The 25,612-nt window shown below is 45.0% G+C and carries 26 protein-coding genes and 1 pseudogene; 6 read left to right on the top strand and 21 right to left on the bottom strand.

Annotation, left to right across the window (positions count from 1 at the left end):
- Positions 1–121: 121 nt before the first annotated feature.
- Positions 122–1,480 carry an MFS transporter gene (locus tag DK187_RS07915; protein WP_111606803.1) on the top strand — a complete coding sequence of 453 codons (1,359 nt, stop codon included), beginning with the start codon at positions 122–124 and terminating at the stop codon, positions 1,478–1,480.
- A gap of 120 nt (positions 1,481–1,600) precedes the next feature.
- Here DK187_RS07915 and DK187_RS07920 read toward each other — a convergent pair whose 3' ends face one another.
- The gene (locus DK187_RS07920) at positions 1,601–2,542 is read right to left on the bottom strand and encodes a CaiB/BaiF CoA transferase family protein (protein ID WP_223232244.1); all 942 of its coding nucleotides are present in this window, start codon (positions 2,540–2,542) and stop codon (positions 1,601–1,603) included.
- 59 nt (positions 2,543–2,601) lie between these two features.
- A pseudogene (locus DK187_RS07925) lies at positions 2,602–2,807 on the bottom strand (transposase domain-containing protein); the annotation flags it as partial.
- A gap of 133 nt (positions 2,808–2,940) precedes the next feature.
- On the opposite strand from DK187_RS07925, the gene DK187_RS21385 reads away from it, so the two are divergent.
- Positions 2,941–3,117: an EAL domain-containing protein gene (locus tag DK187_RS21385; RefSeq protein ID WP_223232243.1), complete on the top strand. Its 177-nt coding sequence runs from the start codon at positions 2,941–2,943 to the stop codon at positions 3,115–3,117.
- Positions 3,118–3,184: 67 nt separating this feature from the next.
- Here the strand turns inward: DK187_RS21385 and DK187_RS07935 are convergent, their stop codons facing one another.
- The 10 genes from DK187_RS07935 to DK187_RS07980 form a co-directional block, all read right to left on the bottom strand.
- Positions 3,185–3,562 (bottom strand): Na+/H+ antiporter subunit G, encoded by a 378-nt coding sequence (locus tag DK187_RS07935; RefSeq protein WP_111606805.1) that lies wholly within the window; start codon positions 3,560–3,562, stop codon positions 3,185–3,187.
- A gap of 9 nt (positions 3,563–3,571) precedes the next feature.
- Positions 3,572–3,841: a K+/H+ antiporter subunit F gene (locus tag DK187_RS07940; protein ID WP_111606806.1), complete on the bottom strand. Its 270-nt coding sequence runs from the start codon at positions 3,839–3,841 to the stop codon at positions 3,572–3,574.
- Entirely contained in the window at positions 3,835–4,320 is a 486-nt protein-coding gene (locus DK187_RS07945) for a Na+/H+ antiporter subunit E (RefSeq protein WP_111606807.1), read from the bottom strand. Before DK187_RS07945 ends, DK187_RS07940 begins: the two co-directional genes overlap by 7 nt.
- Positions 4,317–5,828, bottom strand: a complete 1,512-nt coding sequence (locus DK187_RS07950) for a monovalent cation/H+ antiporter subunit D (RefSeq protein WP_111606808.1) — start codon at positions 5,826–5,828, stop codon at positions 4,317–4,319. Before DK187_RS07950 ends, DK187_RS07945 begins: the two co-directional genes overlap by 4 nt.
- The gene (locus DK187_RS07955) at positions 5,829–6,194 is read right to left on the bottom strand and encodes a Na+/H+ antiporter subunit C (RefSeq protein ID WP_111606809.1); all 366 of its coding nucleotides are present in this window, start codon (positions 6,192–6,194) and stop codon (positions 5,829–5,831) included.
- On the bottom strand, positions 6,194–8,992 hold the full coding sequence (locus tag DK187_RS07960) for a monovalent cation/H+ antiporter subunit A (protein WP_111606810.1): 2,799 nt from the start codon (positions 8,990–8,992) through the stop codon (positions 6,194–6,196). The genes DK187_RS07955 and DK187_RS07960 overlap by 1 nt, the downstream gene beginning before the upstream one ends.
- 364 nt (positions 8,993–9,356) lie before the next feature.
- On the bottom strand, positions 9,357–9,536 hold the full coding sequence (locus DK187_RS07965; protein WP_111606811.1) for a hypothetical protein: 180 nt from the start codon (positions 9,534–9,536) through the stop codon (positions 9,357–9,359).
- Positions 9,537–9,857: 321 nt separating this feature from the next.
- Entirely contained in the window at positions 9,858–10,466 is a 609-nt protein-coding gene (locus DK187_RS07970) for a Yip1 family protein (protein ID WP_111606812.1), read from the bottom strand.
- A gap of 264 nt (positions 10,467–10,730) precedes the next feature.
- A complete protein-coding gene (locus DK187_RS07975) occupies positions 10,731–11,378 on the bottom strand; it encodes a hypothetical protein (protein ID WP_111606813.1) in 648 nt (215 codons plus the stop codon).
- Positions 11,379–12,005: 627 nt separating this feature from the next.
- Entirely contained in the window at positions 12,006–12,221 is a 216-nt protein-coding gene (locus DK187_RS07980; RefSeq protein ID WP_111606814.1) for an addiction module protein, read from the bottom strand.
- 169 nt (positions 12,222–12,390) lie between these two features.
- Between DK187_RS07980 and DK187_RS07985 the strand changes: the two genes are divergently transcribed.
- A complete protein-coding gene (locus tag DK187_RS07985; protein WP_111606815.1) occupies positions 12,391–13,530 on the top strand; it encodes a Fic family protein in 1,140 nt (379 codons plus the stop codon).
- A gap of 13 nt (positions 13,531–13,543) precedes the next feature.
- On the opposite strand, the gene DK187_RS07990 is transcribed toward DK187_RS07985, so the two are convergent.
- Entirely contained in the window at positions 13,544–14,251 is a 708-nt protein-coding gene (locus tag DK187_RS07990; RefSeq protein WP_204355600.1) for a hypothetical protein, read from the bottom strand.
- Between the two features lie 210 nt (positions 14,252–14,461).
- Between DK187_RS07990 and DK187_RS07995 the strand changes: the two genes are divergently transcribed.
- Together DK187_RS07995 and DK187_RS08000 are read left to right on the top strand one after the other, a co-directional pair.
- The gene (locus tag DK187_RS07995) at positions 14,462–14,713 is read left to right on the top strand and encodes a type II toxin-antitoxin system Phd/YefM family antitoxin (protein WP_111606817.1); all 252 of its coding nucleotides are present in this window, start codon (positions 14,462–14,464) and stop codon (positions 14,711–14,713) included.
- Positions 14,710–14,964 carry a Txe/YoeB family addiction module toxin gene (locus tag DK187_RS08000; RefSeq protein WP_111606818.1) on the top strand — a complete coding sequence of 85 codons (255 nt, stop codon included), beginning with the start codon at positions 14,710–14,712 and terminating at the stop codon, positions 14,962–14,964. The genes DK187_RS07995 and DK187_RS08000 overlap by 4 nt, the downstream gene beginning before the upstream one ends.
- Before the next feature lie 419 nt (positions 14,965–15,383).
- Here DK187_RS08000 and pgi read toward each other — a convergent pair whose 3' ends face one another.
- The 8 genes from pgi to dksA form a co-directional block, all read right to left on the bottom strand.
- Positions 15,384–17,030 carry a glucose-6-phosphate isomerase gene (gene pgi / locus DK187_RS08005; protein ID WP_111606819.1) on the bottom strand — a complete coding sequence of 549 codons (1,647 nt, stop codon included), beginning with the start codon at positions 17,028–17,030 and terminating at the stop codon, positions 15,384–15,386.
- A gap of 222 nt (positions 17,031–17,252) precedes the next feature.
- A complete protein-coding gene (gene panC / locus DK187_RS08010) occupies positions 17,253–18,104 on the bottom strand; it encodes a pantoate--beta-alanine ligase (protein ID WP_111606820.1) in 852 nt (283 codons plus the stop codon).
- Positions 18,104–18,928, bottom strand: a complete 825-nt coding sequence (gene panB / locus DK187_RS08015) for a 3-methyl-2-oxobutanoate hydroxymethyltransferase (protein WP_111606821.1) — start codon at positions 18,926–18,928, stop codon at positions 18,104–18,106. The genes panC and panB overlap by 1 nt, the downstream gene beginning before the upstream one ends.
- A 3-nt stretch (positions 18,929–18,931) precedes the next feature.
- The gene (gene folK / locus DK187_RS08020) at positions 18,932–19,414 is read right to left on the bottom strand and encodes a 2-amino-4-hydroxy-6-hydroxymethyldihydropteridine diphosphokinase (protein ID WP_204355603.1); all 483 of its coding nucleotides are present in this window, start codon (positions 19,412–19,414) and stop codon (positions 18,932–18,934) included.
- Positions 19,415–19,428: 14 nt separating this feature from the next.
- Complete coding sequence (pcnB, locus tag DK187_RS08025; RefSeq protein WP_111606823.1) at positions 19,429–20,862, bottom strand: polynucleotide adenylyltransferase PcnB; 1,434 nt, start codon at positions 20,860–20,862, stop codon at positions 19,429–19,431.
- A 561-nt stretch (positions 20,863–21,423) separates the two neighbouring features.
- Positions 21,424–22,809, bottom strand: coding sequence for a sigma-54-dependent transcriptional regulator (locus DK187_RS08030; RefSeq protein ID WP_111606824.1), 1,386 nt, complete (start codon positions 22,807–22,809; stop codon positions 21,424–21,426).
- 100 nt (positions 22,810–22,909) lie between these two features.
- The gene (gene gluQRS / locus DK187_RS08035) at positions 22,910–23,806 is read right to left on the bottom strand and encodes a tRNA glutamyl-Q(34) synthetase GluQRS (RefSeq protein ID WP_111606825.1); all 897 of its coding nucleotides are present in this window, start codon (positions 23,804–23,806) and stop codon (positions 22,910–22,912) included.
- A 19-nt stretch (positions 23,807–23,825) separates the two neighbouring features.
- On the bottom strand, positions 23,826–24,260 hold the full coding sequence (gene dksA, locus DK187_RS08040; RefSeq protein WP_111606847.1) for an RNA polymerase-binding protein DksA: 435 nt from the start codon (positions 24,258–24,260) through the stop codon (positions 23,826–23,828).
- A gap of 168 nt (positions 24,261–24,428) precedes the next feature.
- Between dksA and DK187_RS08045 the strand changes: the two genes are divergently transcribed.
- On the top strand, positions 24,429–25,595 hold the full coding sequence (locus tag DK187_RS08045; protein ID WP_111606826.1) for an aminotransferase class I/II-fold pyridoxal phosphate-dependent enzyme: 1,167 nt from the start codon (positions 24,429–24,431) through the stop codon (positions 25,593–25,595).
- Positions 25,596–25,612 lie beyond the last annotated feature (17 nt).

Consider the following 25,612-nt stretch of genomic DNA (forward strand, 5'->3'; position numbering starts at 1 on the left):
TCACAAGAGTAACACTATAAATTTAAGCGCTTTCCTTGGTTGTATTGTCAAGCGAAAGCGCCCTTGGTTTAATATTTTCCTGCAATTATTAGTGGGGAAAGCAAGAGAATTGGGGACACATATGGGCATGCAATCAAGCCTTGGAACGGATCATATACCATTAAAAAACCGTATAGGTTATGGGGTAGGAGATTTGGCCAGTAATATTATTTTTACGGGCTTTTCTTTCTTTTTAGTATATTTTTATACCGATATCGTCAGTATCCCAGTTGCTATTGTGGGTACTGTGATGCTGGTCTCACGCATCTTTGATGGTGTAACGGATATAATTATGGGTATTGTCGTGGATAGAACCAAGAGTCGCTTTGGTAAGGCGAGACCTTGGTTGCTTTGGATGGCAATTCCTTTTGGCGTGTCTGCTGCTTTGGTCTTTTTTGTTCCAGAATCAGACAGTTTAACGCTGCAAGTTGCGTATATTTTTATCACCTATAACTTAGTGAGTTTGTGCTATACCGCCATTAACATTCCTTACGGTGTTTTAAATTCCCTGATCACCAATAATCCATACCAGCGATCTCTGCTGAATATTGCTCGTGCTTTTATGGCTAATATTGGTGTGATTGCGGTAGGGCAATTGGTGATGCCACTGGTGAACTTTTTTGGTGGTGGAAAAGAAGGCTGGCAATACACCTTTATTATTTTAAGTATTGTAAGCGCTATATTATTCTTGATTACGTTTTTGTCTTCCAAGGAAAACGTAAAGGCACAAAGTCCTCAGCAACATAATTTAAAACCGGCCCTTGGTGCTTTGGTTCGTAATAAATATTGGTGGTTAGCGCTTTTGTTTGGTACATTATTTTTTGTGATTATAGGATTAACTTTTAACTCACCAGTCTATTATGCAAAATACATACTGAAAGACCCCAGTATCATAGGCACAATCATTATGTGCCTTATCATTCCCCAATTTCCAACGTTGTTTTTAATGCCCAAGATAGTAAAGTGTTGGGGTAAGCGTTTGACCTGTCAGTTTGGTTTGGTCTGTTTGGCTATCAGCTATCTATTAATTCAAATAGACCCTTATAATGTGGATTTAGTGTTGGCGGCTAATGTGATTAAAGGTATTGGTATTGCGCCCTTGATAGGTTCTTTCTTTGCGATTTTGGCCGACACTGTAGAATACGGTGAGTGGAAAACAGGACAACGAACAGAAGGTTTAGTGTATTCAGCGGGTAGCTTTGGCTCTAAGGTTGGTGTGGGTTTAGGAACGGCAATGGTAGGCTGGATATTAGGGGCAGGGGATTATGTTGGCTCCTTAGAAGTTCAACCAGACAGCGCACTCAATGCCATTTTATCTGTTTCTATTTGGTATCCATTGATGGTGGCGATTTTGGCCTTTATCGTGCTGTGCTTTTATCATCTGGATAAAATTTCCCCAACTATTTTAGACGATTTAGAAAACGAAAAAAGAGCTGTTTAACTATTATTTTGTTACCAAATTTACGAAAAGACACCTTTGATAGGTGTCTTTTTTGTTTATAAAAGTACTTTATTCGCCCTTTAATAAACACACTATCAAAACTAGAGGGAGTGGATGCCTCTAGTTAGTCGTTCCCTGTTGTCGCATGTTGGCAATGTCTTGTTCTGAATAGCCAAGTTCTTTGAGTAGTTCTATGCTTTGTGCACCAATTGGCTGAGGGGCTGTGTTCACTTGTGCAGGGCTGCTGGATAAATTAAACGCAGACACTGGCACCTTTAAGCCATTTACTTGGCTGTTTGGGTCATTCAGCGTTTGTATCGCATTACGAGCGGCGACTTGTGGATCGGCAAGAGCTTCTTCCATGCGACGAATTCGAGAGGCTGGAACGCGTTTTTCGTTTAGAAACGTTTCCCAATAATCGGCTGTTTGGGTTTTGATGATACTGGCTAGCGTTGCTGCTTCTTCGGCATGGCCGTCTAAGCGCTGGTTATTGTTAGTTTTGATCATATCTTCACGTTCAAGAGCGATCCATAAGGCTTTTTGCTGGGCTAAGTTTGATGCGGCAATCATCAGCGGAGCGTCTGCCGCTTCATAACAACCAATGGAGGCAAAAGGAAATACATTGCCTTTTTGTTCTGGGTGCTTTCCATTCCACATGTAGCTGGTTAGGTGGGAACTATAGAGGATCATCGCCACGTCAAGCATGGATACATCAATAAATTGGCCTTTACCGCCTTCTCTTTCTCTTTGAAAAAGTGCCGTTGAAATAGCAAACGCAGCGGTGGTGCCAGTGGCATAATCTACCACAGGTGCGCCGCTTTTTAATGGTCTGCCATCGCCGTGACCTGTCATGGCCATCATGCCAGAAAAACTTTGAATGACGTTGTCATAAGCGGTTTGTTCTCGACGTGGGCCGTTTGAGCCGAATGCAGAAATAGAGCAGTAAATCAGCTTTGGATTCAGTTTAGACATCTCTTCATAACCTAAACCAAGGGCGTCAAAAGCACCTGGACGATAGTTTTCAACAAACACATCGGCAGAACCGCCAGCTTTGGTGTGCATGATCATCTTTACAGGGCCCGTAGGCCAATCACTTTCTGGTAAGCGTCCGGCGATCCCACCTAGCCTAGCTTAACGTTCCAAGGCAGCAGATCCTCTATTGTCTTTTTGGCAGTTTTTCAAACAGTCTGACGAGGTAATTGTAAGGGATAAGCCCATTTGCTTTGGCTGTTTCGATGAGGCTGTAGAGCATCGCACTCGCCTTGGCACAGTTTTCCGTATTTGAGAAGAGCCAGTTTTTACGCCCAATAACGAAGGGCTTTATGGCCCACAGATCAGGATCACAGGTAAAGAATCGCTGGTATTGAACATAGTGATGACTCCAAAAATCACAACTATGTCGGATGGAAAAAGCTAAATTAAGGTGCTATTCCCCAGACGCTTATACCGCAAGACAGGATATGTCTAAGAGAATTTTTGTACACAGCACTACTATGTCATTTGTGGAAGAGTGTGATAGTCACACAGAAGACGCCAAAATCTACGTAACGATTATTCACCTCGCACGAAGTTTGGAACTCGGAATCGTTGCTGAGGGTGTTGAAACCGCTCAGCAAGCCGACATGTTACAGTCATGAGGTTGCGAAGTTTTTCAAGGCTACTATTTCTATAAGCCCATGAAAAGCAGTGAGGTCGCTCTATTGCTTAGCGAGGAGTGTGTGGAGGCTTAGTCGATTTTCGATCTCTAATCGTCTCCATTAACTCTTGGCCTTGCGTTTTATCGATAGGTTTAGTGCGAAAATGCAACGCCGTTTTGGCAATCATATTGGCAGCAACTGGTGCTGTGATTAACAAAAACAGCGTGATTAAGAGTTCTTGAATCGAAAGAAACCCTTTTAGGTGGCTTTGAAAAATCATTGATGCCACCAACACCCCGGTAATACCAAGGGTGGACGCTTTCGTGGGGCTGTGCAAGCGCATATAAATATCAGGCAAACGCACTAGCCCATAAGAACCGATTAACAAAAAAGCGCCGCCAGTCAGTAAGGATACGCAAATAATAATTTCGAGATAAAAAGGCATAACTTGTCCTTATTCTATGATGTCGCCGCGAAGTAAGTATTTACAAAGTGCCGCCGTACTGACGAATCCAAGCATGGCGATTAATACCGCCGCCTCAAAGTAAAGCGCACTTTTGACGTGTATTCCATACAACAAAATCAGAGCAATGGCATTGATGTACATGGTATCTAACGCCAAAATTCGGTCTGATGCTGTTGGCCCTTGCAGCAAACGCCATAAATTCAGAATCAAAGCGATGCAAATACAAATGGCCACAATAATGATGGTATAACTTAGCATCCGAAAATCTCCTTGATTGGCCTTTCATAACGTTGCTTAACGGATTCAATCAGCTCTGCTTCATTTTCTAAATGAAGGGAATGGACATAAAGCCAAGCTCTGTCTTTCGATACTTCCGCGCTGACAGTACCTGGCGTGAGCGACACGGTGCTCGCCAGAATGGTAATGCCCAAATCAGAGTCAACGTCGATTGGAATGGCGACAAAGCCAGGTTTTAATTTTTTCACTGGCCCAACAATTAACAAAGCGACTTCTACGTTGGCGGTCAAAATGTCCTTCATGACCATCAACACATAACGAATAGCCAACCAAGGCTTAAGAATTTTAGGGTGTTCATCCCGCATACCTGTAACAAGCCAAGGTATTGTAATGGCGAAGAAGGTCGCCAGTACGATGTGACCGGCGCTGATGGAATTATTCAATAACAACCAGACCACAAAAAGTAACAGGCTGTGAAATGGCATTGGGAATAACTTCATGGCGTGACTCCTGGTAATAACCCATAGGCAGAAGACTGAATATCATGCAAGTAATGCGCAGCTTGTTGCGTGAATTCACTGACGACGCCACCGAATAACACCAACACTGGGGCCGCCAACAACAAGAGTACGATACTGGCTATTTCCATAGGCTTTGCTTGTTCAGCTTCTGCTAAGACAGTGCCATTGTGGCGCCAGAACAGCGTGGTTCCAGCTCTGGAGAAGGTAACTAGTGCGGCTAAACTGCCCAGTAAAATCAACGGCCATACCCACATGGTTTGTGCTGTTGACTGAGTCGCTTGCAGTATCATTATTTTTCCGACAAAGCCTGACAGAGGCGGCATACCAACCAAGGCTAAAGCCAGAATAGCGAACGCGAAACCAAGTAACTTAGGCTGCACAAAAGGGCGAGAGCGGACAAATCTGTCTTCCGCTTTACCACGCTGGCGAGCCATAATGTCAGCGAGCAAAAACAGCCCAGCCGACGCCAGTGTACTGTGCACCATATAATACAATGCAGCAGACGTGGCGGCTTCGGAGTTGATCGCGGCACAAGCTAGTAAACTACCGCTTGAAACGATAACCAAGTTCGCACTGAGCGTTTTAATGCCTGGGCTGGCGAGCACACCAATGCTGCCAATCGTGATGGTTAACAAAGCGAGAGGCCATAGCCATGGCGTGGCAATATTCGCGAGTTCTCCAGCGTGTTCACCAAAAATCACAGTGTAAACACGGAAAATACTGTAAACCCCAACCTTTGTCATAATAGCGAAGAGCGCAGCAACTGGCGCACTCGCACTGGCGTAGGTTTTAGGCAACCAAAAATGCATGGGCAGCATAGCGGCTTTTAAACCAAACACCACCAAGAGTAACAGGGCGCCTGTTTTGGCCAATGTTGCGGTTTCCCCTTGCAGCTGACCAACCTTAATGGCCATGTCTGCCATATTGAGCGTACCAAGCGTGCCATACAAAATGCCAAGTCCGAATAGAAACAAACTCGAACCAACAAGGTTGAGAATCACATAGTGCAAAGCGGCTTGGGTTTTTTGCTTACCACCAGCATGAATTAATAGAGCGTAAGAGGCTATTAATAGGACTTCAAAAAAGACGAATAAGTTAAAAATATCGCCCGTTAAAAAAGCACCGTTAATGCCCATGATTTGGAACATAAACAAGGGATGAAAATACGCGCCACCCTTATCTTGTCCTGCAACCGCATACAGCATGACAGCAAACGCTAAGAATGCCGTTAGTAATACCAGTAATCCAGACACTTTATCGGCCACTAGAGCAATACCAAAAGGCGCCTGCCAGCCGCCTAATGCATAGAGCTGTACGCCTTGGTTATTAATTTGATAAAGCAAAAAGGCGCAAGAAATCAGTAAGAATAAGGTCCCAATGATCGAGGTGACACGTTGTGCATGAATGTCACGAGAGATGGGTGGCAGCAACATGATGGTGCCAAACAACAAAGGGATCAGAATAGGGAAAATGCTTAAATGTTGCATTTATTGGCTCCCTCCGGATTTTTGCGTCGTATTATTGGGTGGCTCTGGGATGGTACCGTCAACATGGTCATTGCCTAAATCGGCTCTGGCACGCATGGCTAAAATCACCACAAAAGCCGTCATGGCGAAGCCGATAACAATCGCGGTCAGCACCAGAGCTTGTGGAAGAGGGTCACTGTATTGCTCTGATTGCTCAAGCACAGCGGCGGCATTCAGTTTTAATCTACCGCTGGCGAATAAAAATAAATTCACCGCATAAGATAGCAGGGTCAAACCAATAACCACAGAAAAAGTGCGGCCTCTTAAGGCCAGAAAAATGCCGCAAGCGGTTAACAAACCAACGCAAAATGCGTACATACCTTCCATTAATCATGCTCCTTTTGAATAGGACGCTCACTGGTGGTTAATTGACCAAGATTTGCAAGAATCAACATAGTCGCGCCCACCACAGTAAGGAAAACACCAAGATCAAATATCATGGCACTGGCTAGCTCAAATTTGCCAATCACTGGCAGGTAGAAATAATCGAACCACGATGACAAGAACGTGTGTCCAAAGATCCAGCTCCCCAAGCCGCTTAGCGTGGCGATACCAATCCCCGAACCAATCATGATTTGATAATCTAGTTTAATGCGAGTCTTAATCCATTCCACACCGTGGGCGATGTATTGTTGGATAATGGCAACAGACGTGATAAGACCTGCAATGAAGCCGCCCCCCGGCATATTGTGCCCGCGTAAGAAAATATAAGCGGAGACTAATAATGCTAAAGGCAACAAACTTTGAGAAATCACGGTTAACAAAATGGGGTGCCTATCTTCTGACCACGGTAAACCATTATCGTCCGTGGAAGGCATGAACAAGCGCATTTTGGCAATGAGCTTATAAATACCAAGTGCTGCAATCCCTAAAACGGTAATTTCCCCAAGCGTATCGAAGCCACGGAAATCCACCAATATCACGTTGACCACGTTGGTACCACCGCCACCTGTCTTACTGTTTTCCGTAAAAAAGGTCGAAATGGTATCGAGAGGACGTGTCATTAAGGCATAACTGATGGTACCAATGACGCCACCAATCAAAGATGCCAGACTTAAATCGCGCACGACACGACGAGGAGAAGATTCTTTCGGGGTCTTTTGGGGCAAGAAGAACAGCGCCAAAATCAAAAGAATCACCGTCACGACCTCAACGGATAACTGCGTCAGAGCCAAATCCGGTGCAGAGAACTGAGCAAAGGCCAGAGACACGATCAAACCTACAACGGACAGTGTCAGCAAGGCAACGACCCGTCTTCTGTGCCAGATAACCGTTGCCAAAGCAGAAATACACAACAATACCGCGCAGGTGATAGACAACGCATCCACCGGAATTTCAGGGCGTTGCCCTGCCGTGGTATTCAGCTTCATTAATGAAGACGCCGTCATGACCACCGCAAATCCCAAGGTAAAGAACACATAGCGCTGTAAAGAGCCGTTTTCGGTCATCGTAATGACACGCTGTGCTTTAACCACCAGCGACTGAACAATGCCTTCAAAGACCAACTTAGGATCACTGGTTGGAAACTGTGCTTGAAACTTAAACAAGTGTGAACGGTTATAGTACATGTAAAGACCGCCGATCAAGGCAATCACGCTCATCAATAAGGGGAAATTAAAACCATGCCAAATCGCCAAGCTGTACGTTGGCGCAGGGCCATTCAGCGTGGCATTGGCCGCGGCAAGCAACAGATCACCCACCACTAAACTTGGAAAAATACCCACGACCAAACACAGAGCCACTAAAATCTCGACTGGCACACGCATATAGCGTGGTGGTTCATGAGGCGTTTTAGGTAAGTTGATTGGTTCGCCATTGAAGAACACGTCATGAATAAAGCGTGTGGAATATGCTACCGCAAACACACCGCCCAAAGTCGCCAGCACTGGAATGAACCAAGACAAAGAGCCAAGAGACGCTTGATGCAAGGTCTCGGTAAAGAACATCTCTTTAGACAAGAAACCGTTCATCAATGGCACACCGGCCATAGATGCCGAGGCTACCATCGCCAACGTGGCTGTGTAAGGCATGTACTTCCACAGACCGTTTAGCTGACGCATATCGCGAGAGCCTGATTCATGGTCAATAATACCCGCCGCCATAAACAAGGATGCCTTGAAAATAGCGTGGTTAATGATATGGAAAATAGCGGCCACAGCGGCGAGGTCTGTTCCCATGCCCAACAGTAAGGTGATTAACCCTAAATGACTGATGGTTGAGTTAGCCAAAAGACCTTTTAAATCGTGTTGGAACAATGCGATATACGCACCAACCAAGAAAGTAATTAAGCCCGTCAGGCTGACGATTAAGAACCATAAATTAGTATCAGCTAGCGCGGGATAAAAGCGCGCCATTAAGAAAATACCCGCTTTTACCATGGTGGCAGAATGCAAGTAAGCACTCACAGGGGTTGGCGCTGCCATGGCATTCGGTAGCCAAAAGTGGAACGGGAATTGAGCGGACTTTGTAAACGCCCCAAGCAATACCAGCACAACAATAACCGGATAGTTCGCACTGGCCTTGATTAGCTCGCCGCTGTCCAAAACGTCTTGTAAGCTAAAACTGCCAACCGTATTACCAAGAATCAACAAGCCTGCTAAGAGTGCCAAACCGCCAGCACCCGTGACAGTGAGCGCCATTCTTGCGCCTTTTCTGGCTTCGGTTTTGTGTCCCCAGAAGCTGATCAGCAAAAAGGAACTGATACTGGTTAATTCCCAGAAAAACCACAGCTGAATCAAGTTGTCTGACAGTACCACGCCAAGCATGGCAAACATAAATAGGATCAGGTACGCGTAAAACTTACCGATGGAGTCTTTCGCTGATAAGTAATAACGGGCATACAGTATGACCAACAGGCCAATGCCTAAAATCAAAATCGCAAACAGCAGAGCCAAACCATCTAAGCGAAAAGCGAGTTCGAGACCAATCGCAGGGATCCAGGGCAACGCGGCTTGAAAACGCTCACCCTGAAAAATATCTCCAGCATGCGATAGGACTAAAAACAGCGTTAAAGCGGGCAACGCTGCCGTCATAAAGGCACAAGCGGTTCGGCTAAAGCGAGCCGTAATGAGTGGAATCAAGGTGCCTAAGAGAGGCAAAAATGGCAACCAGATAAGAGAGTTCACGATGAAAACTCCTCTCTAGCGAATGAAGATCGAATAAAAATGAGCTGTACGAGCATGGGTGTTGTCCTAACAATCGGTCTCTACGTATGGTTTTTGGTATGGCCCAGAGAATGGACTTAACAAGCATAGCCTTTTACTAATGTAATCAATAGCCTAAAACTCCTCACAGTAAAAGAAATTATCACGCGTATGTGACAAAAACAGACAAGCATAAGAAAGCAACTTGCTTAAAAAGTTCCGCGAGTTGCTTGGTTATAGAGCGTATCAAGACGATATAATCGCTTTTACCTACCGTGCGTGAGTCACTTCCGCCATCAATGTTTCAATATTGACCACCACCTCTAAACTAGCCACTTCCATTTTATCAAGCATCTGCAGCATGTCCTTTGTATTGCCAGCGGCGGCTTTCTGCACTCTCTGCCAAACCAAACCAAACCAAACCAAAGCGAATTGAATTCAGCATGTCACCACCACGAAGTTGGTAACGAATGAGCTCTTGCTCACTATCATGTTGGCCGACTTGCTCAGCGGCTTTTTTGCGCAAACTGACAGGTCTTCCATGGACGATATGTGTTCTTTATGTGCTTTTTTCGTGTTCAAGTTGTTGTTCTAAAGTGTGAATTCGTTGTTTTAAGGTGGAAGAAAAGAACATCTATCCTACTCCGTTGGCATTAGACTGTTTTGTTAATGTATTTGGGGAAGTATATAGAAAGAGTCAAACGGTTGGCATGGGGCGGATCGAGAGAAGCGTAAGTATCTGTAGAAAAATGTAATCCACTGATACGTAATTATTTTAGGTAAAGAAAACCCGCCTTTGATGGCGGGTTTGAATGGATAAGGGCTTAAACGGTTTGACTCAATTAGATTAGAAGAATTTCCACACAATGCTGTGTTCAGAGCCAAGGCTCCACAACAATACAACGGCAGCGAGCAAGGCTTCGAGCACCAAAACCCCTATGCCTAACGTCGTGCTAGAAAGAATAAAGCCTTGTTTATGACTAATACCTAAAAAGCTTGGCGTACCACGGTATAAAAGATAGCCGGTATACGCGACCCCAATCACGCAGGCTAATAAACACAACCAAATGATAGGATAAATGGCAAATATCCCACTTAAAAACATTGGTGTTGCAATGTACCCCGCAAACACAATGCATTCTTGACGAGGTGGACGACTAGGATGATTGCGCGCCATCCAATGGATTAAGCTACCAACCATGGCGACCGCCACTAAAATAAGCGCATAAAACAATACGCCCAGACCAAGACCGTCCATCAAAGACACTTTAATGGCTTCATGACCACCGAACGTCCAGCCAAATTGAGTGGTACCTATAAAGGTACTGACGACTGGAATGGCCGCCATCCAAAGTACATGATGAAAATACATATGGCTGACGGATTCATGCTCCTCATTAATCGCGCGCCATTCTTTATCTGGATGATGAATAAGACCCCAAACATGATTGATCATGGATTCCCCCTTGCCTCACAGAGTGAGCATAATGGATTTGGAAAAACTCCTGATGCAGCCACGCCCAAACAAAGTGGCTTATAAAGAGTATAGATCTATACGCAAAAATAAGCGTAAAAGGTGATAACATTTTTTTATAAACAGAGTATTAGTAATGCGATTTAGATGTAAGCAGACGTTGTACAGCGTCGCTAGGTTTGAGTAAAACAGGACGGAATAGAGCAGGGCTGAACACCATGTCAGCCCTGAAAAGCTTAGCGAGGCTTACTCGCAGCTGTAGTCTTCCTGCATTTCTACGGCATAAGGCGTGTCGACGGGATTGTTAAAATTGGCGCGAGCGATGGCATCTTTGGCTAAAAATTCAAACATTTTCCATTTTGAACAACTGGCATGAACTACGGTATTGGTGGAATCCAACAGCAACTTATCTTGTCTATCGGTGAGCGTGTAATGAAAACTGTACACATTAGTTTGGCTTTCTACTGTTTTGTAGCCACTGACAATCGGCTCCATAAAATTGCGATAACGAGTGAAGCACGTACGGGTGTCTGACCCTGGATCTTTATGGCAGATGGTGTAAGGCAGATTGTGTTCATTGTTAAACACTGGCACTTGCGTTGATTCTATCTTCGCCTCAGAGGTAAAGTTCACCACGAGCTTATAATCCGGATCGCTCAGTGACTCGGATACATTGGTAAAACCGCGTTCCTTGAAAGCCGCAACAATATCGGGAAGGTAACGTTCATTTGTCAACGCATCACCATTAGGGTCGGGGAGTACCGCAATTGTTGCAGCGCTATCAATGTTAATGTTTGAACTCACATTGCTCACATTATGGCCTGACAGCTTAACACTGGACGAGCAACCAGATAACAGCGCTGAAAACAGCACAAACACAGCAAACCATTTCATAAGAGTATTCCCCACTGCTTATCGAAAAAATTATCCGATCAATATGAAAGCATAGATAACACGCAAAGCCGAGGCATGCCCATCACCTTATCTGTATTTTTGCAAAAAACTTACTATTGCGTCGCATTTGAATAAATGTAGTAATTCAATAGCTGGGCGCTGGCTTAGGGTTGCATCAGAGAATGACTGTTTCGCAAGAACCAACAGTTTGGCATGAGACAAATCAAAGTAAGCGTCCTTCAATCAGCCTTGGTTGAGAAAGAATGTTTGTACCGCTTGGAGGGTGGGGGAAGGAACGCGAGGTAAGGGTTGAAATTGTTGTTAAAGGACCATTCTAGCCACTAGTTCGATTAGCCCAGCAGTTAGGTCTTTGGTGGCTAGAGGCAATAGCGACTACCAGTAACCAATCACCACTAATTTGATAAATAATTGAATATAGAAATCGGTTAAGTAAGCACTTATGTGTGAATGGGCTAGTTTTTTATCAGGCAGTTGGATGTAATTCAATTCGTTCTATCGACGACTCTAGCTCAGCAATGAACCTTAACCCTAGGCCTTGATAAATACCGTCATAGTATTTGAAGGCATCATCGAGTTCCCTTTCGGCGAGATCTAAAAATTCTACCTTCATTTATATTTTCTTAGCACTTCAGACAAGGGCTTAGAGGTTAGTTGCTTTTTTTCATACGCTTCAATGCGAGCATCTGACTCCTGCGCCCAAATAGCATTTAGCTCAGTATTCTTTGTATCTAAGCTTTCAAGTAGCTTTTCGACAAGCTCTACACGTTCGTTCATTGAGAGTGATAACGCATCTTCAACGATGTTTCTGTTTACTTGAGTCATTGTATGTCTTCCTCGGTTGGCTAAAAGAATAGTACTGAAAAGATGGGAGTTGTATCTTGATAATCTCCGCTGGCGACTAAATAAAAAACCGTGAGCCGAATAATGGGGTTATTCGGCTCATTAAATAATGCTATTCTGAACCGAATAATTCACTTAATCGGCTCATACTATGAAATACAGCTGGCAACATCCTGATTGGCCAAACTTCACCTTTGACGAAACTCAGTGCCGAGACGCTTTGTATCAGTACGCATTAGAGGCTGGTCGTTTGTCTGGCGGAATGGGCCAGCTTGAAAAAACCTTGCAGTACGATGCCTATATCGATCTCATGGTGAGCGAAGCTATCAACACCAGCCAGATCGAAGGCGAGCGATTGGATCGTGAAGATGTGCGGTCTTCTATCAAGAACTTCTTAGGCTTGAGTAATCCACCAACGCGAGTCGCCGATCCACGAGCTGAAGGTATGGCCGCTTTGATGGTCGACGTGCGTAATAACTTTGCTAGCGAACTTACAAAATCTACCTTGTTTCATTGGCATCAATTAGTTCTTCCACATCAAGAAAATAGTCTACTGCCTCGTAACCTAAAAGTCGGTCAATGGCGAGATTCCGCAGAACCTATGCAAATAGTCTCTGGCCCAATTGGCTATGAGAAAGTGCATTACGAAGCGCCGCCAGCACAGCAAGTTGACGCAGAAATAAACCGATTTCTCGATTGGTTTAACCGTTCTAACCCACTAAAAGCAGAGAGAGATATTGTTCTCTCTGGGCCAATACGTTCAGCTATTGCGCATTTATGGTTTGAAACCATCCACCCATTTGACGATGGCAACGGTCGAGTAGGGCGAGCAATTGCCGAAATGGCATTGGCTCAAGACCTCAACCGACCACCATTACTCAGCTTGTCGACCATAATAGAGAAAGACAAAAACGTCTATTACAATGGATTGAATAAAGCCAGCCAGTGCAATTTGGATATTACCGACTGGGTAAAATGGTTTGTCGGCTCGGTTCTGTTGGCACAAAAAGAAGCTGCTCAGAAGGTCGACTTTGTATTGAAGAAAGCTAAATTCTGGGAAAAACATCGGCACACCGAACTGAACGAACGCCAAAAGAAAGTGCTCAACAAACTCTTTACTGCAGGATCCGACGGCTTCGAAGGCGGACTCAGTGCCAAAAAATACATCAGCATTACCAGCAGCTCCAAAGCCACCGCCACCCGAGATCTCGGTGATTTGGTTGAAAAAGGTTGTTTGTACCGCTTGGAAGGTGGTGGCAGGAATGCGAGGTATGGGGTGAAATTGGGGTAAAAGGATTTTACTCCTAGTTCGGTGCAATTGGGCATTTACCTAGGTTGCTTCCAAAATAAAACTTACTCGCGCTTTCAACACTTTGACGGTTAATTATTGCAACTTCGTCATCGGACAAGGTTTGGTCTGGCAAGTTAGCTGCGAGGGCAATAGTTGGTGAAACTGGAATAAAACCTAGTTTGTGATAACAGTCTGCGCATAAAAAATGAGCATCATTGGACTTTAATACGCCCCATTTAATGCTGTGTAAAGCTTGCATTAATTGATCTATACCTAGCTGGATTTGCCCTCCAGTTAGTTGTCTAGCAGGAATCTCAGCTTTTTCATTGACGTATCCTAACCCCATACTTTCCATTCGTTCTTGTTCTTCTTTTGTGTAGTTTTCGCCTTCAATTCCACAGAGTGGAGCGTCAGATAGTCTCTCAATATGAAATTGATGACGTAGTCTCCATAAAGCCAAATATCTTGATATTGCTTCATGATCTCTAAGTTCATAGGATTTAATATTATCAATTTGCTGGTGAAAGTCTGATTCTATCTGGTACATGTAACCCTTTTCTGCTCTTTCGTCCCAATTTCTCTTTGTGTAGAGCATGCCGTTCTTAGATTTTTTTGATATTTTTCCGTAACCAATATTCATGATTTCAACGACATCTTCGTTATTATAGAATTTCGAAATTGCATGAGCTGAATGGAAGTGTTGATCAATAGTTAGTTGCAATGGATTTCCTTTTCGCACTCTCTCATAAGTCATAGTTTTATGCCTTTAATACATAATGTTTCAAATAGTACGTTATGCTTTTTACGTTTCCTATTCAAAGTACTAGTTTCGAAGGGAAATGCCCCTTTGCTTGATTCTATATTGGAAGTTGTTTGCTTGCAGCGTTTACTCTATACTCAGTGGTACAGAATTAAGTACAGGAAATAAATGATGGATGCTATCAGTTATACCGCCGCTCGAGCTAATCTTGCTAAGACAATGGCTAAGGTCTGTGATGATCATTCTCCAGTGATCATTACGCGCAAAAGTGAAAGCCCAGTTGTAATGATGTCGCTAGAAGATTATGAATCCATGCAAGAAACTACTTACTTGCTACGTTCACCAGCGAATGCCAGAGTCTTGTTGGAGTCTATTGCTGAACTGGAAGCAGGTAAGGGTGTTGAAAGAGAGTTAGTCGAGTGAGACTCACTTTTTCAACCGCTGCGTGGGATCAGTATCTTTACTGGCAGAGCACAGATAAGAAAGTATTAAAGCGGATAAACTTACTAATCAAAGATATTCAGCGTGAACCTTATGAAGGGATTGGCAAGCCTGAACCTCTAAAGCATGGTCTTGCAGGTTATTGGTCTCGCCGAATCAATGATGAACACCGAATTGTTTATAAGTATCAAGACGATGCAATTTTGATCGCTCAGTTACGATATCACTATTGAGCTTTTGTTTCTGAGTGGGTTCGTTCGGATAGTTATTCTTATAAAGCCAAGTGATGTTTTGATGAGGTAGGCGGCCTTACCTAGAATTGAAAAGTGAAGAGAAACGCCGCTTGGCTTGGTGTCATGTACAAAAGTCCGTATCGGGCTGATGATGGTGTTATGCGGAGAGGCTGTCGGGCTGAAGGCGCGACTTACAGAAAGCTTCGCTTTCTTCGGCACATTACGCTGCGCTTATGATGCCCTACGATTTGGTGTCATATGCCAAAGTCTGTATCGGGCTGATGATGGCTTCAGGTGGAGAGGTTGTCGGGCTGAAGCCGCGACCTACAATAATTGGCTCTTCTGATAGGGAAGGGGCAAAAACAAAAACACCAGCCGAGGCTGGTGTTTTTAGTAGCGCTGTATAAAAAGCTAAGTGGTTAAGCTTGAGCTTTTTTGAACGCTTTGATCAGGGCTTGGGTGGAGGCATCCAGTGCGCTGTTGTCGCTGTCGCTAACAAGGCGGTTGTAGATGTCGGTTCCTAGTACTTTGCCCAGTTCCACGCCCCATTGGTCGAAGGAGTTGATGCCCCAAATCGTGCCTTGTACAAAAGTACGGTGCTCGTATAGGGCGATCAAGGCACCAACGGTCGCTGGTGTCATTTTATCGGTCAGTAGGGTGTTGCTTGGGCGGTTGCCTTTGATCACTTTGTGCGGTGCAATCTTGGCGACCTGTTCCGCGGTGGCGCCGGCATCACGAAGTTCTTGCTCTGCTTGCTCAAGAGTCTTACCAACCATCAAGGCTTGCGACTGGCTTAGGCAGTTAGCAAACAATTGTGTGTGGTGTTCGCCAATGGGGTTGTGAGACGCCAAAGGTGCGATAAAGTCCACTGGCACAAGGCGTGTGCCTTGGTGTAATAACTGGTGGTAAGCGTGTTGGCCGTTGGTGCCTGCGCCGCCCCAGATGATGGGGCCTGTGTCGGTTTCTACGCCGTCGCCATTCAATAGATTCGCTTTACCGTTACTTTCCATATCAAGCTGCTGAATATGAGCTGGCATGGCGCGTAGGTAGTGGTCGTAAGGAATCAAGGCGTGGGTTTGGGCGTTGTGGAAGTTGATATACCACACACCAAGGGCGCCCATGATTACCGGCAGGTTTTCTTCAAATGGCGCGGTGCGGAAGTGCTCGTCCATTTGGTGAGCGCCGTCTAGCAAGGCGTAGAAGTTGTCCATGCCTACGGCAATAGCAACAGGTAAGCCAATGGCCGACCAAAGAGAGTAACGCCCGCCCACCCAATCCCACATGGGGAAGATGTTTTCTTTTGCCATACCGAAGTCGACGGCTTTTTTCACGTTCGAACTAACCGCGGCAAAGTGTTTGCTGACATCGCTTTGTGAGCCGCCATTACTTACGAACCAATCGCGCGCAGCGTTAGCGTTAGATAAGGTTTCTAAGGTGCCGAAGGTTTTAGATGAGATCACAAAAACGGTGGTTTCAGGGTTTACTAGTTTCAGTTTGCCAGTGATGTCTGAACCATCAATATTTGCCACAAAATGTACTTTAATGCCGTCTTTTTCGTACGGCGTTAAGGCTTCAGCGACAACTTTTGGGCCAAGATAAGAGCCACCGATACCGATAGAAATGACATCGGTAATGCGTTTGCCTGTGTAACCTTTCCATTCGCCGCTGTGTAACTGTGCAACAAATTTTTCCATTTGTTTAAGCGTCGCACGCACTTCTGCCAAGACGTTAACGCCATCAACGATTAGTGAGTCTTGCGCTTGGCTAGCACGAAGGGCAATGTGCAATACGGAGCGATCTTCGGTGTTGTTAATATGCGCACCGCTGAACATGCCTTTAATAGCGCTTTCTAATCCCGCTTCTTTTGCTAGATCCGTCAGTAGCGCTAGTGTTTTGTCATTGGCACGGTTTTTTGCGTAATCCAATGTCCAGCCTGCCGCTTGCGCGGTGTATTTTTCGGCACGTTGTGGATCTGCTGCGAACAAGGACACCATGTTGATAGGCGCCATTTCTTGTTTGTGTGCTGTTAATTTCTGCCAAGCGGTTAATTCTGTGGGTGAGCTCATTACAATCTCCCTAGAGACCTTTTCACGACTACTGCGCTCACCAATACTTTGTTAAAAACAGACTCGAAATGCTCATTTATAACCCATAACTCGGCTTTGGCTTCCTGCGTCGCCCTAATAACTACATCCATGTAGTTATCCGCTTTTTCGTCTGTTTTTGCCTCGTCTTGGTTTTGCTCGTGACATCGTGCTAAAGGTCTCTCCTAGTTTGTTGAAAGTGAATTAAGCAAGTTCTACACGCAAATTATCAATCAAGCGTGCGCTGCCTAAGTGTGCCGCAGCCAAAATGACCAGGCGTTTCTCTTCTTCTGACGGTGTTTGTAAATTATTTTGTGCGCGTATTTCAAAATAATCACGACGGAAACCAGCCGCTTCAAGCTTCTGTTGAGCTTGTTCGCGAATGTTCTCGTGACTCGCACGATTTGCTAGGAGCGCCTCTTTCGCCCATAGCAGTGTTTGGTACATTGCTGGTGCAATGCGTCTTTCTTCTTCTGTTAGGTAGCCGTTGCGCGAGCTCATGGCGAGTCCGTCGTCATTACGAGCGGTGTCAACGCCTATGATACGCACGTTTGAGCTTAGATCGCGTACCATGTCTTCAATGACTTTAAGTTGCTGAAAATCTTTATTGCCAAAGATTGCACAGTCTGGCTGAACAATATTAAACAATTTTGTCACCACGGTGGCAACGCCAACAAAGTGCCCTGGGCGTGATGCACCACATAGAATGTCAGATAAACCCATGACTTCGATCTGTGTCTGGCTGCGTTTGCCATCCGGGTACATTTCTAAGGCGTCTGGCGCGAACAGGTAGTGACAACCGTTGGCTTCAAGGACTCTTTTGTCTTCTTCTAGTGTTTTTGGATAGCGCTCTAAATCTTCATTGGCCGAGAATTGCATTGGGTTAACGAAGATGGAAGAAACGACGACGTCACCTTCTTCTGTGGCCCGACGTATCAGTGACATGTGGCCGTCGTGTAGGTTGCCCATGGTTGGGACGAAGGTGATGCTCTTGTCTTGTAAGCGCTCGATTTTTAGCGCAGCACGAAGTTCAGCGATAGTATGGAATGTTTGCATTATTTGAATCCGTGCTCTGGTCCTGGAAAGGTCATGTCTTTTACTTCTTTTACGTAAGCTTCAAAGGCTTGCGTCACATTGCGACCATCGGTTAAGAAATTTTTGACGAATTTTGGTGTATGGCCGAGGTTTATGCCAAGCATATCGTGCATCACCAATACTTGGCCATCTGTGTAGTGTCCTGCACCAATGCCAATGGTTGGTACTGGTACCGCTTCAGTGAGTGTTTTGCCTAGTTCTGTTGGGATGCATTCATAGAGGAGAATATCCGCCCCTGCAGCCACAAGGTCTAGCGACTCTTGCAGGAGTAAATCGGCGGCGTCTTGGCTTTTACCCTGTACTTTATAACCGCCAAATTTATGCACGGACTGGGGGGTTAGGCCTAAATGCGCGCAAACGGGAATGCCTCGTTGGCTAAGCAGCTTTACGGTGTCGGCGAGCCAGCTACCGCCTTCTAATTTAACCATGTTAGCGCCAGCTTGCATCAGTTTTGCGGCGTTATCGAGTGCTTGTTCCGGTTTGCTGTAACTCATAAAAGACATATCCGCGAGGATAAAGGCATTGGTGTTGCCTCGTTTTACGGCCGCGGTGTGATAGCACATATCTTCGATGGTAACGGGTAAGGTGCTGTCTTGGCCTTGTATGACCATGCCTAGAGAATCTCCAACCAAAATGGTTTCCACACCGGCCACGTTCATGACATTGGTAAATGAAGCGTCGTAGCTTGTTAGGCAGGTGATTTTTTCTTTATCCGCTTTCATTTTTTTGAGGGTGGATAAGGTAACTGGTTTGGTGAGTTTTCTTTGTGAGTTATCTGAATACATAATCTATTCTTCTTTGATAAAGACCAAATCGCTGGTATCAAGTTGCTGTAACTGCTCGGTAACGGTTTTGCCATTTGCTAAGAGCATATTAGGCGCCAGGTCGCTAAGCGGCTTTATAACAAACCCTCGTTCTAGCATGAAAGTATGCGGCACGGTGAGTCTTGGTAGCTGTATTGTTTCTTGTCCATACAATAACAGATCTAGGTCTAAGGTGCGCGGTCCCCAATGTCGTTCTCTTATTCGACGCTGTGATTGTTCAATACTTTGCAATAAGTCGAGTAAATCGATAGGGGATAAGTCGGTTTCGAAGGAGGCGACGGCATTAACATAGTCGGGTTGGTCTTGTGGGCCAACCGGTTTGCTGCCATAAATAGAAGAAACACGAAGATGTTTTACATCGTCGTGTTTCTTTAGGGTATCAATGGCGCGATCAAGCTGCGCCACTGGGTCTTCAAGGTTACTGCCGAGGCCAATATAAGCGTGTATCAAGAGGTGTCCTCTTACTCGTCAAATGTTTCTCTTTGTGGTGCGTTACTTTTCTTACGACGACGAGGGCGGCGTTTTTTAGGGCCTTCTTTGTCGTTAGCAAAGTTATCAATGCTTTTAATCAGCTCTCTTTGTTGGCTTTCTGTGCCGTGCTGGAATTTTTCCCACCAATCGCCCAATCCATCTAGCTCTGTTCCACTTAATTCGCGTATTAACAAAAAGTCAAAACCGGCACGAAAGCGTGGGTGTTCAAGCAGCAAAAAGGCACGTTTGCCGTAGCGTTTAGGGAGGCGATATTGCATATCCCAGATTTCACGCATTGGTGTGGAGAATCGACGCGGAATGGCGGTAGAAGCGACTTGATTGTCTAAAACCATATTGGCCGCTTGATGCAATGCCGGTGTGGCTGGCATGCCTTGGGCTTGGAACTCTTCATGACGCAATGCCACGCTCGGCCACAGTAGTACCGCGTATAAAAAATATGGCGCTGTGGTTTTTCCACTCTGGATTCGATCGTCGGTATTTTTTAGACCTTGAAGTATAAAGGCTTCTGGATCGATGTCATTACGTTTCCAGCCGCTTTGCAGTAAGGCGTCAGTGTCGGGAAATAAGTAACGAAATAAACCGTATTGACGTAATAGGTGGTACGTTTCAATGCCATTACCACTGCCTAGAAGCTTTAATACTTCTTCAAATAAGCGCGCCGGCGGAATGTGATCCAGTAGGTGTGCCATTTCTTTGATTGGCGCAGCGGTTTCGGCTTCTATCTCAAAGCCTAGTTTGCCAGCGAAGCGAATCGCGCGCAGCATACGAACAGGGTCTTCTTGATAACGTTGGCGTGCATCGCCGATGATTCGAATTTGTCTGAGTTCGATGTCTTTTAGACCGCCACAGAAGTCGTGAATGCTGAAGTCTTGGACATTGTAATACAAGGCGTTAAAGGTGAAGTCACGACGCTCAGCGTCTTCTTCGATACTGCCGTAGACGTTGTCACGTAGCACAATACCATGAGCTGAACGAGCGGAGTCTTTGCCTTTCAATGACGTGGTTGGTGTATCGTCGTCATCGTCATCCTGTGCTGAATTTGCTCTAAAGGTGGAAACCTCAATAATTTCTCGGCCAAATGTCACATGGACCAGTTTAAAGCGGCGACCGATCAGTCTGGAATTAGAGAAAATATTGTGTACTTGTTCTGGTGTGGCGTTAGTGACCACGTCGAAGTCTTTTGGTTCTATACCAATCAAATGATCTCGAACACAGCCGCCAACAAGATAAGCATCGTAGCCCGCTTTATTTAGGCGATATAGTACTTTGACAGCATTGGGGCTCAAATCTTGTCGAGATAAGCTGTGATCGCTACGAGGTATGACAATAGGGTAAGTCTGTGCCTTTGGAGAGGCAAACAGTGAGGTAGCTTTACGTACCAGAGATTTTAATCCTGTAAGCATTGGACAACAAATTTTAAAGTTAACGAAAAGGACATTCTACACGTGATGAAGAAAAGTTACACGAATAAAGGTTTGATTTAGGTGATTTTGATACGTTGATATTGGCAGGTATTTACACAAGTATTGCTTATTTACTGAGCAGTAAATAAAATAATCGCTTTGGATACATGAAGATACTAGTTCCGAAAACAAAGTGGGTGCTGCTTCTGCAGTTCTACTCAGGTTTTATTTTTATTATTGCATTGTTTTCATTGCCCGAAGGCTTGTATATCTAAAAAAATCAATTATCCAAAGCGATTTTCCATCCATGACCTCAAATTTTTATTTTTATTTGAAGAGGTCACGGTGTTCTTAGATGTTATTTTTATTTTTAAGAACCTACATACGACGATTAACTTATTTTTATTCTTGGTCAATCTTCTTATCGTTGTGTCATATATAAGGCATTTGTTGTGCCAAAAATAATAAAGTGCTGATTTTATTGAGTTTTAGCGTATTTTTGTTCATTTTCTTTACAATTTTTTGATTATTTTTTGGGTATTTTGGTATCAGTTGTTACTTTTAGGTTGTTACCTTTTTGGGTATTGCTAATTTTTGTCGTCTTTCCCATAGGCTTTTTCTTGATATGCCCAAAGACTGTGCAAGTTCGGTTTCTGTCAATTTGTGTTGGTGCGTTAGTACAAAATGCTTGAAGTAATCATCTAATGTGGTCCCTCTGGGTAAATCGGTAATGTCTGCTGCCAATGGTGTGCTACGGCTAGTATTTTGTTGATTGGCGAGTTTTAAGTTGGCGGCTTCGACTCGTTCTGGTGGGCTAAGGATGACGGCCCTTTCTATGGCGTTTTCGAGTTCTCGTACGTTGCCCGGCCAGTTGTGCGCACGGATGGCTTTATCGAATGTTCGGTTGTAGTTATAAATTGGCTTGTTGTGCTTCTGGCAGGCTTTCTCAAGGAGAATTTGAGCCAGCATGGAAATGTCGTCGCCTCGATCTCTTAGCGGCGGTAGCAATAGTTCCATAACGTATAGACGATAGTACAAGTCTTCCCGGAAAAGTCCTTGTTTAACCATCGCGATTAAATCTCTGTGTGTCGCGGTAATTAATCGAATATTGACCTTAGTTGATTGTGTCGCGCCGACTTTACGAATTTCACCCTCCTGAAGAACGCGCAACAGTCTTGCTTGGGCTTCAAGAGGTAATTCGCCGATTTCATCGAGAAAGAGTGTGCCCTTATCAGCGGCGTAAATTAAACCATCATGGGATGAGTTTGCGCCCGTGAACGCGCCTTTTTCATGACCAAAAAGCTCTGATTCTATTAGGTTTTCTGGAATGGCAGCACAGTTTACGCTAATGATGGGGTGGTTGTGGCGGCGGCTGAGATTGTGCAGCGCTTTGGCGACCAGTTCTTTACCTGTTCCAGACTCCCCGCGAATCAATACAGTCACATCGGTGCCAGCAATTTTACGCATGTCACTAAACAAGTCCTGCATTAATGGGGACTGGCCAATAATGCCGCTGCCAGGTGTGCCTAGCGTCAACGCCTCCTCTTTTGTTGTCTGCTTGCTGAGCGTTGTTGGTGATGATGTTGCCTCTTGTGCCTCATTCTGCTCCAGCACATTGACGACGTGTTTGAGCAGGGTTTCAGAGTCGGTTGGCAGTGGCAGATAAAAAACCGCTCCTTGTGCCATGCTGTTAACCCCTGTGCTGAGGCTGGCTTTAGCGTCAAGAACAATGCGGCGAGGTTGGTTAGGCAGTTCTGTATGATTGTTGTTAAGGTGTTGAATGGCTTCTTGATCTATTAGCAGAAGGTTAAATTCTGTCAGTTCATAATATTTGTTGGCCTGCTCTAAGGATTGACTGATATTTACTTGGAAGCCATAGCGAGATAGCCACTTTTCAGACTCTTTGAGTGGTGAATGATCAGGGCAAATAATCATGATGCTGTGCATTAAGTGTCACCTCTTGTAACTGATGTAACGATTATACACATACGGTTTTGTGGGTCGAGAGTATGGCTTTTTTAATTGGATGTGCGGTGTTGGTGGCGACTTAGATGAAATACAGGTCTTGCTCTTCCAGTGGCAGATCCTTGAGCGCTTTTAGTTTATCCGGATCCCACGCTTCTACTGACTGTGAAAGGGCTTCAGCGATGGTGGTAGGGGCGTTTAGGTCAATTTTAAGGTAATGAAGGGCGCGTAGCAGAGTCGGTAAGTGGCTATTTTCAATGGGTTTTGCATGATTTTGTTTGCTGATTTTATCGCCAATACGATTGGTGATGAGAGGGATATGACAAATACTGGGTGGTGTCCAGCCAAAGAGGTGATAAAGATGAAGTTGCTGGGCGGTGGTTTCAATTAAATCTGCACCTCTGACGAGGTGAGTAATGTTTTGTAGGTGATCGTCAACCACGACAGCCAGCTGATAGGAGAAGAAACCATCTTTTCGTTTGAGTACTGGGCTGTTTTTTAGGTCGTCAGTAAAAATCAGAGTATCTTGAATGCGATCTTGGCATTGATAAACGGTTGAGCTGGCTTTTAGTCGCCAAGAGTGTGGTTTTTTGATGCTACTGTTGCATTCCAATGGGTGGTTGCCATCATTTTGAGCGAGAGATTGTCTCGTGCAATTACATGGAAAGACATGTCCATGCTGTTTTAATAATGACAAATAGTGTTCGTATATGTCGCTATGCTGGCTTTGTATTCGAATGTTTTCATCAGAAAAAAGCTGATAGCTGTGAAGGGTGGTTACGATCTGTTCGGCAAATTCTGTCTTACAGCGTGTGCCATCTACGTCTTCAAGGCGAATAACCCAAGAACCATGGTTTTTTTTGGCATCCAAATAGCTCGCTAATGCGCTGACTAGCGAGCCAAAATGGAGTGGGCCGGTTGGCGAAGGCGCAAAACGGCCACGGTAGAGAGGCATAACGGGATTGGCGTAATTAGGCACTGTTTTAAAGTACTTAGCGTTAGCCGCCGATTTGTCTCTCTTTAATTTCCGCTAGTGTTTTGCAGTCAATACACATAGTGGCAGTAGGACGAGCTTCTAAGCGACGAATGCCGATTTCTATACCGCACTCTTCACAGTAGCCATAATCGTCGTTGTCAATTAACTCGATGGTCTGAGAGATCTTTTTAACCAGTTTACGTTCACGATCACGCGCGCGAAGTTCTAGGCTAAACTCTTCCTCTTGGCTAGCTCGATCGTTTGGATCGGCATAATTCACAGCTTCTTCTTTCAGATGGTGAACAGTACGATCAACCTCTTCCATAAGATTTTGTTTCCAGTTGAGTAGGATGCTTTTAAAGTGCGCCAACTGGTTCTCGTTCATGTATTCTTCGCCATCCTTAGCAACATAAGGAGTGAAGTCTTTCATTAATGACTCAGGGTTCATATTTGGCATACGCATTGCCTCACTTCGCAGGTTTCCATTGTGGTAGCCTGTAACCAATAAAATTAGGTGATTTATTTTCGGGCGGAAACTTACCAGATAATGTGCTCGTTAACCACATTTTTTGCGTAAAATGTCGCGATATTTTTGAAACAGGTAGAGAAAGGTAGAGAAAGCTGGATGGAAAGGCATAAGTTAGCAGCAAGGGTGGAACAAATTGCACCCTTTCAGGTAATGGCGGTATTGGCGAGAGCGAAACAGTTGCAATCGCAAGGCGAGGATGTGATTCATCTTGAGATTGGTGAGCCTGATTTTGTTGCCGTAGAAGCCGTTGCCGATGCCGGTATCGCGGCGATTCAGCAAGGTAAGACGGGTTATACGTCAGCGACGGGGTTGCCAGAGCTTAAGTGCGCAATTAGTGGCTATTATAGTAGCCGTTATCAGGTGAACGTCGCGCCAGAACGAATTATTGTCACGCCAGGAGCGTCTTGTGCTTTATTGTTGATGGCCTCGCTGATGGTGAATGCTGGTGAAGAGGTGCTGATGCCAGACCCATGTTATCCATGCAATCGCCACTTTTTGATTCAGTCTGGTGCAAAAGCCAAGTTGGTTGAAACCTTGCCCGAGAATGGTTTTGAAATGGATTTAAATACGTTAGAGCATCATTGGGGTGAGAGCACTTCTGGACTTTGGCTTGCTTCGCCATCTAATCCGACGGGTGCGGTACTGAACCAATCTTATATCGCGAAAGCGTGGGAAAAAGTGAATGGGCTTGGTGGGCATTTGTTGGTCGATGAAATCTATCAGGGTTTGGTTTATGAGGGCGATGACTTTTCGGCCTTGTCTATTTCAGACGATATTTTTGTTGTGAACAGTTTCTCAAAATATTTTGCCATGACAGGGTGGCGGCTTGGATGGTTAGTTGTGCCTGACTGGGCGATTGAGGGGGCGACAAAGTTAGCGCAAAACCTATTTATTGCCGCGCCAAGTGTGTCTCAGTATGCAGCGGTTCGTGCATTTGAGCCCGACGTGTTGGCTGAGTGCGAAGCGCGTCGCCAAACATTAAACGCGAGACGTCTCGTTTTGCTTGCCGGATTAGAGGTAATAGGGCTGCCTGTTGTCGCGCCAGCTCATGGGGCGTTCTATGTTTACGTTGATGTGTCTGGGGTAACGCAAGATGCGATGGCTTGGTGTTTGGCCTTGTTGGAAACAGAAAAGGTGGCACTCACTCCAGGGGCTGACTTTGGTATCAAAGACGCTCATAAATATGTTCGGTTTGCTTACACGTGTGACGAGACTAGGTTGCAAGAGGCGCTCGCGAGAATTGCACGCTTTATTGCCTCTTGATGTTGCGTTGAGACGTA

The organism is Marinomonas arctica (assembly GCF_003259225.1).
Taxonomy (GTDB): domain Bacteria; phylum Pseudomonadota; class Gammaproteobacteria; order Pseudomonadales; family Marinomonadaceae; genus Marinomonas; species Marinomonas arctica.